Genomic DNA, 7,013 nt, shown 5'->3' with positions numbered 1-7,013 from the left:
ACCACAGTACCCAGCGCCGGCCACCCGCCGCGCACACCGCCTCCGATCCTGATGCCGCGTTGCGGGCGTGGCTGCGTGTCTGGGCGAAAACTCGCCCGCGGCAGGGGTTTCGCCGCGCCTACCACGATGCCCGCGGCGAAGCTTGGGCGGTGAATCACAAGAAGATCCAGCGTTTGTGGCGCGAGGAGGGTTTGCGGGTGCCGCAGCGGCGGCGCCGCAAACGCGTCGGTGACTCCACTGTCACCGCGATGCGCGCGGATGCGCCGAACCGGGTGTGGGCGGTCGATTTCCAGTTCGATGCCACCGAGGACGGGCGGCCGGTGAAGATCGTGTCGATCGTCGACGAACACACCCGCGAATGCCTGGGCGGGCTGGTGGAACGCTCGATCACCGCCGACCGGTTGATCGACGAACTCGACCGTATCTCCGTCGAACGTGGATACCCCGGCAGCGCTGCGCTGCGACAACGGCCCTGAGCTGGCCTGTCATGCGATGCGGGACTGGGCCGGTGAACGCGTCGGCCTGGCGTTCATCCCGCCGGGCCAGCCCTGGCGCAACGGCTACATCGAATCGTGCGTTCACGGCCGCCTGCGCGATGAATGCCTCAACATCAACAGCTTCTGGTCACTGACCCAGGCTCGCGTCGTGATCAGCGGCTGGAAGACCGACTACAACCACTGCAGACATTCCGCCCTGCGCTACCAAACCCCAGCGGATACGCTGCAACCTGCAATCACCAATGACCGGCTCTCTTATGCCCTGGACCGATCAACGGGGTCCCGTCACTTCCGCTCGAGACCCGCGACCAGTCCGGTCACATACTGCCGGGCCCGGCCCCACGGCTCCGACCGCGTGAACCGGCCACCGACCCGCGCGTGCAACGAATCCAGCTCCGCTGCAACAACACCCACAACCACCCCAGTAAGCTACCGGACCGACTGCCGTTGCAGTACCAACTGTCAGGTGCCTGCCCGGACGCTCGGACAGTCGGTCGCAACGAAGGTGGGAGTTTCCCCCATACCGCTCCGGCGGCAGAAGTGGGAGAGTCACGCTGTGTTGAGTGCGCGTGCCTTACCGTGGCGAATCTCCGGGCAGTTTCCTGCCGCACGCCCGACTGACCGTTCTTCGATCACACTGCGCCTTTGCGTTGGAAACCATCGCGAGAAGGGCTGCCCTCCAACAGGGTGCATCGTGTCGACTGGACAGGAGCACCGCTCCCCAGGCGCGGTAGTTGAAGCACTAACTCTGCCCCGAGGGGCTGGCACAACGAAGAATCACTTCGAAAGGCGGTTGAGGGCATGGCAGTCGATGCAACACAGGCCGGAACTGTGCGCGTAACGATGCCAGCGGTCCCTATCTCAGCGAATAGACACTTTTGGCTGGTGAAACTGGATCGCCATTGCCCACCCGGCGCGTCGGAAAAGCTTCGCACCTCCATCGTAAACGCCGATACAGCGATTCAAATCGCTGTTGATCTGCTCGGCCATGGCATGACTACGCCACCACCGGAAGTAAGTGCACCTGATCCAGTCGTCTGCGAGATTCTCGGCATGGGTAAGACAGTAGAACATTACCACCAGACGGCAAAGGAGGCCGAGGCGAGTAAACTGGCGCTGCTTCAGATGGACAAGCGGGTGAAAGACACCTCCGTGACCATAGCCTCCGAACAAATGCAGACGTTGCGTTCGATCCAGAACATCGTGGCCGACCTCGAGGCCAAGCTGGCGTCTGTGGGCTCCGCCAAACTCAAGCCGCCACAGGAACTGCCGTTGTTCAAGGCCATCGCCAACGCCGTGGAGGCCGTTTATGAGAAGGTCAGGGCGATCTCCTTATTTCACGAGTACATGGCAAACGGAGGCGCCGTAGCGGTCGGCAGCGGGACAGCCAGCGGCGGGGGCACCATCCGGGCGAGCGGCAGTGGCACGGTTGGTGGTGGCACCGGCATTGTAAGTGGCAGCGGCAGGGCGGGTGGTAGTGGCAGCGGCACCGTCAGTGACAGTCGGTCACCGAGCGACACCAGCCACACAAGAGGTAACAAGACTGAGGCAAGCAGTGGCAGTGGCGCGGGCGGACTGGGCTCTCTGCTTCAGATGCTCGCGATGGTGCCGACGTTGGCGGCACCGCAGGTGCGGGAAATGCTCCAGAAAGCTGGAGAGGACAATGAGCGTAAAAGCGAGCAGAAGCAGTACGGTGACGTACGTCCAGCACTCGTCGACCCGAACGTTCCATTGGCTGTCACTGCAGCGTCCAGCCGAGGTCGACCCGCGTCGGTTCGTCGGCTGCCTGTCGAATCAGCCGACGAGCCGAGTCCCGCACCTGAGGTGTAGCCGACTCCGGAGCTTGGACCTCAGTTCAGAACAGGCGAACCTGCGGTGGCCGATAAGGGAGCAGGCGCTGGGCGGGTGTAGTGGATGTCGGCGCGGCTTTCGTGGCTGGGTTGGCAGGTGTGCTAAAAGTTTGTAGTCAGGCGAAGGTGCGATCCGCTCGCCAGCGGAAGGACCCCGGCAGGAGCTTTGGATAGTGCCGCGGTGGGCACCGTGATGGACCAGCATATCAGTGCGACCAGGGTGGATTTCGACCAGCGTTTGCGGCAGCGACTACCGTCGCCTCAACCGATACCGTGAAATCCCACTTCACTTGTCGCGTGGCCCCGAACGCGACCGTGTACGGCTGCTTCGGCAGCCACCAATGGGAATCGCCGCGGACTCTGTGCTGACCGATTCATTTGGCGGTGGCTACGCCGCAGCTGAACATCTGCTGAGAATCGGGCACCGGCGCATTGGCGTTATCGGCGCATCCGCATCGCTGTATACCGTCTCGGGGCGTCTCCGCGGCTATTACGCGGCTTTCGAGGCCCATCAACTCCGGTTCGACCATGGACTCATCCGTCTCGACGTCGAGGGAGCAGCTGAAGCAAAGGTCGTAGCCGATGAGCTACTCGATCTCGCAGATCCCCGACCGCGCTTTTTCACACTGAACAGTCAGTTCACGTTCGGCGCCATCCGGGCCCTATGGTGGTGGCGTGCTTCCAGCTCGCCCCGCAGCCCAGGATCGGCGCCGTAGACCTCGTCCCCGGTCACCCACGGCGCACTCACCCCAGCGTCGAGTGCGCGCACGATCATCTTCCTCGCGAGCGCGGGTTTGGTCGCGAACTCCACCTCTTGAGGCACCCCGGACTCCTGGCAGCTGGCGCGGTCGACAGTCCAGGACTTCGGTAGGTAGAGCTCCCTGTCGACGAACGCGTGCCCGGCGTCGGTGGCATAGCCGAGATAGACCGCGAACTGCGAGTTCTCGATGCGGCCGGCGGTGCCGGTGTACTGGCGCTGCACCCGACCGTGGCGGTGCCTTATGACGAGCCGATGGTAATGCCGACGAGCATCGCAATGCCGCAGGTGGGCAGTGCCTGCCTGCGGCATTGCAGTGGGTTGTCAGAGTTGGTCGAGGAATGCCAGTAGGGTGTCGGGGGCCTGGTAGCGGTCCGGGGCGGTGGTCGGTGAAGCGGTGCGGGCGAGGGCTTTTTCTTTGAGGGCCATGTCGGCGTGCAGGTAGATGCGGGTGGTAGTGGGGCTCTCGTGGCCGAGCCAGAGAGCGATGACAGTGACGTCGACGCCGGAATGGAGAAGCTCCATCGCAGCAGAGTGCCGCAGGGAGTGTGGTGTTATCTTCTTGCTCTGCAACGAGATACACGTCTTTGCTGCTGTGGCGGCGTGCTTTTTGATCAGCTGTTCGACTGCGTCGTGTGACAAGGTGCCTCCGGTCCGGGTGCAGAACAACGGGGCGGTGCCGGCTGATGGCCGGCGATGGTCGAGCCAGCTGGTGAGGATCTGGGTGGTGTGTGCGGTGAGTGGGGTGCACCGGTCTTTGCGGCCTTTGCCTCGGCAGTAGACGTGCGCGCCGGTTCCGAGGTGGACATCATCGACGGTGAGACCGGTGATTTCCGAGACCCGCAGCCCGGTCTGGGCATCGAGGACAAGCAGGGCGTGGTCGCGACGTCCGTGCCAGGTGGAGCGGTCGGGAGCAGCGAGCAGGGCGTCGAGTTCGGTGCGGGACAAGAAATTCACGATGGTCGTGGTCGTCCGCTTGGTTTGGATCGCCAGCACTCGGCTGATCAGGTTTGCGTGCTCGGGAGCCTGGAAACTGGCGTAGCGGAACAGCGAGTGGATGGCCGCCAGGCGTGTATTTCGGCTGCTGATGGCGTTGCCCCGCACCGCTTCCAGATGCTGGAGGAAGTCCCCGATCACGGCGGCGTCGAGGTCGGTGAGGTCCAGGTGGGACGGCAGCGTGCCGGTGCGGGAGTGGAGGTAGCCCAGCAATAGTTTGAAGGTGTCGCGGTAGGAGGCGATCGTGTGGGGGCTGACGCCTTGCTGGGTCATCAGCCGGTCGGTGAAGAACGCCTCCATGATCGGAGCCAGCGCGGTCATGATGTCCTGCGATCGTGTTCGAGCCGCTGAGCGGCCAGGGCGAGTAGTTCTGGGGTTGCTTGCAGATACCAGTAGGTCGCCTCCGGCCCCCCCTGAGTGCCCCAGGAAGGTCGACAGGATCGGCATGCGGGCCGCGACGTCGGCGCCGGACCGATACCAGCCGATGAGCGTGTTGACCGCGAAAGTGTGGCGGAGGTCGTGAATTCTGGGACGTCGCCGACCTGGAGGTGTCTGGATCTCGGCCAGGACAAGGAGTTTGGCGAAGGTCTGCTGCAGGCTGCTGGGCTGCGGTCGGTGCCCGTTGGTGGTGAGGAAGAAGCCAGCCGAACCGGTTGCCGGGCAGAGCAGGTCACGGCGCGCGGCATAACAGCCCAGCATCTGCGCGGTGGTGCAGTGCAGCGGGATCAACCGCGTGTGCTGGTTCTTGCCGACCACGGTGAGCATCGCATCGTCCAGATCGACGTCGGCGCGGTCCAGCGCGAGCGTCTCGCCCAGCCGCAATCCGCTCGCGGCGATCAGGCTGATCACCGCGTGGCAGGTAGCCGCTGGCATCGGTGCGGCGATGGTCCGCGCCGCGTGCACGAGCGCGGCGACCTCCTCGTCGGTGTAGATATACGGCGTCGGCCGGTGCGCGGGACCCGATAGCAGGTCTATGGGAGGGACCTCGCAACTCGGGTCGAGCGTGTGCAGGTGACGTGCGAAGGCTCGCACCACGCCCAGCCTGCGGCACCAGTACGCCGGTGCCACATCTTTCGGCTCGATCGCCCAGGCCAGCGCCGCGGACACGGTGATAGTGGCCTGCCCGGTCGCGTCGAGCCGGTCGGCGAAGTCCAGCAGCATCCGGCCCTCAGCGTGGAGCCGGTAGCCCAGCGCGCGGCGCATCGCCAGATAGTCCTCAACCCGGGTCCGGATGGTCATCGAGGAGCTCCCTGCGGGCATGGCCGGACCAGCTCGGCCAGCCGGGACTGGTCGACCTTGGCGTAGATCGCCGTGGTGCGTTCGTGAGCGTGGCGCAGCAGTTGCCCGATCTCGGCCATCGACGCTCCGGCATCGAGAAGACCGCACGCCACCGCATGCCGGATCCGGTGGGGCCCGAACCGGGCGACACCGGCACGAGCGCAAGCGCGGGACAGAACCTGCGTGACCGATGAGGTCGCCAGGGCAGTGAACGGCGCAACCATGGTCACGAACACCGTGGTGGCCCTCGTCCTCGGCCGCGCATGCAGCAGATACTGCGCCCACGCTTCGCCGACATCACCAGGCAGCGGCAGAACATCGACCCGGCCGCCCTTTCCACGGACAATCACTTCTCCGGTTCGCCAGTCGACGTCGGCGAGTTCCAGACGTGCCACCTCGCCGCCGCGCAACCCCAGACGCGTCAACGACAACACGATCGCGTAGTCGCGACACCCGACCGCGCTGTCACGGTCGCACGACGCGAGCACGGCCCCGATACCGTCAGCCGACGCCGCCCGCGGCACCCCCAGCCGACCAGGATGGGCACGACCGGCCGGAACCGCATCAGCCAGCATGTCGGAAACATGCCCGGCCACGTGCAGGAAACGCAGCAACGACCGCAACGCCGGCAGCGTCACCATGTCCGGCGGGTGACCCTCCCGGTGTCGTGCCCACTGCACGACGTAACCGGTGACCTGGCCCGAGGACAACCCCGACAACGACTCGCACGAACCCGGCAGCCACGCCAGAAACACCCGGGCGCACCGCAGATAGTGCGTGACCGTTCCTGCGGACAACCCCCGTTCAGACTCCAGATAACGGCGATACTCGCTCAGCAGAACATCCTGCGGCGCGACCGCGGCGGCCACCGAATGCGGTGGGGCGACCCGCAAACGGCGCAGATACCCCAGTATCGGCGCGAGGGCGCGAACGGTCACTCCGATACGCAGGCCCCGAGCGCGCCGCTCGCGCAGGAACTCACCGGCCACCTCGCTCGTCAGTCCAGCACCGGTCAGGCCCCGGCTCGACAGCCAGTCACTCAGATCCGCCAACAGATGCACGTGATCGCCGACCGTGTCCAGGGCATATCCCTGACCGGCCAGCTCGCGGCGCAAGCCGTCGGCGAACGGCGCCAGCGGGCCATCCACGATGATCGGTCCCCGGCGTCGTGCTCCACTTCGAGAGTCCATGGTCGTCTCCTGTCGTCGATGGGACTCATCGACCAGAGACACCACAAACCAGACCCACCACCACGAAATGCCGCTCAACCAGCCTCAAACAGCAACCTCACAACCAATCTCCCAGCCGCACTTCGGCATTACCATCGGCTCGTCATAAGGGCCTCAAATGCCGATATCGGCATTTGGTGCCCTTCTTCACGTCACCGCTCTCGTCGACCACCAGGATCGCCCCGGCCGCGCCGAGATGCTCGACCACATAATCACGCAGATCGTCACGCACCGCGTCCTCGTCCCACACCGCCCGCGCCAGGAAATGCTGCATCGCGTCCGGTGTCTCGTCACCCGCCGCCTCGGCCAGCGTCCAGCAGTTCTTGCTCGGCAACTCCGAAGCCAAGCCGCTCAACATCTTCCGCGCCGTGCACCGAGTTTCGACACGCCCGAACCGCCCCGCTAC

Annotated in this window: 4 protein-coding genes and 4 pseudogenes; 3 read left to right on the top strand and 5 right to left on the bottom strand. The window is 65.1% G+C overall.

Annotated features, from left to right (window positions below; all coding sequences use genetic code 11):
* Positions 1 to 743, top strand: a pseudogene (locus tag NA4_RS36595) (IS3 family transposase); the annotation flags it as partial.
* Positions 744 to 785: 42 nt separating this feature from the next.
* Here the strand turns inward: NA4_RS36595 and NA4_RS43055 are convergent.
* Positions 786 to 917 (bottom strand): annotated as a pseudogene (locus NA4_RS43055) (IS701 family transposase); the annotation flags it as partial.
* A 465-nt stretch (positions 918 to 1,382) separates the two neighbouring features.
* Here NA4_RS43055 and NA4_RS36590 point away from each other — a divergent pair.
* Both NA4_RS36590 and NA4_RS43930 read left to right on the top strand, forming a co-directional pair.
* Entirely contained in the window at positions 1,383 to 2,327 is a 945-nt protein-coding gene (locus NA4_RS36590; protein ID WP_157129526.1) for a hypothetical protein, read from the top strand.
* Between the two features lie 361 nt (positions 2,328 to 2,688).
* Complete coding sequence (locus NA4_RS43930) at positions 2,689 to 3,063, top strand: substrate-binding domain-containing protein (RefSeq protein ID WP_157129525.1); 375 nt, start codon at positions 2,689 to 2,691, stop codon at positions 3,061 to 3,063.
* Here NA4_RS43930 and NA4_RS36585 read toward each other — a convergent pair.
* The 4 genes and pseudogenes from NA4_RS36585 to NA4_RS36570 all read right to left on the bottom strand — a co-directional run.
* A pseudogene (locus NA4_RS36585) lies at positions 3,021 to 3,341 on the bottom strand (transposase); the annotation flags it as partial. The gene NA4_RS43930 and the pseudogene NA4_RS36585 overlap by 43 nt on opposite strands.
* A gap of 87 nt (positions 3,342 to 3,428) precedes the next feature.
* Positions 3,429 to 5,339 carry a site-specific integrase gene (locus NA4_RS39800; RefSeq protein WP_157129524.1) on the bottom strand — a complete coding sequence of 637 codons (1,911 nt, stop codon included), beginning with the start codon at positions 5,337 to 5,339 and terminating at the stop codon, positions 3,429 to 3,431.
* Positions 5,336 to 6,568 carry a tyrosine-type recombinase/integrase gene (locus tag NA4_RS36575; RefSeq protein ID WP_067480454.1) on the bottom strand — a complete coding sequence of 411 codons (1,233 nt, stop codon included), beginning with the start codon at positions 6,566 to 6,568 and terminating at the stop codon, positions 5,336 to 5,338. The genes NA4_RS39800 and NA4_RS36575 overlap by 4 nt, the downstream gene beginning before the upstream one ends.
* Before the next feature lie 175 nt (positions 6,569 to 6,743).
* A pseudogene (locus tag NA4_RS36570) lies at positions 6,744 to 7,013 on the bottom strand (transposase); the annotation flags it as partial.

The organism is Nocardia amamiensis NBRC 102102, assembly GCF_001612745.1.
GTDB classification, from domain to species: domain Bacteria; phylum Actinomycetota; class Actinomycetes; order Mycobacteriales; family Mycobacteriaceae; genus Nocardia; species Nocardia amamiensis.
Note: the sequence above shows the minus strand (reverse complement) of the source record. Positions and strands in the feature narration are given on the sequence as shown.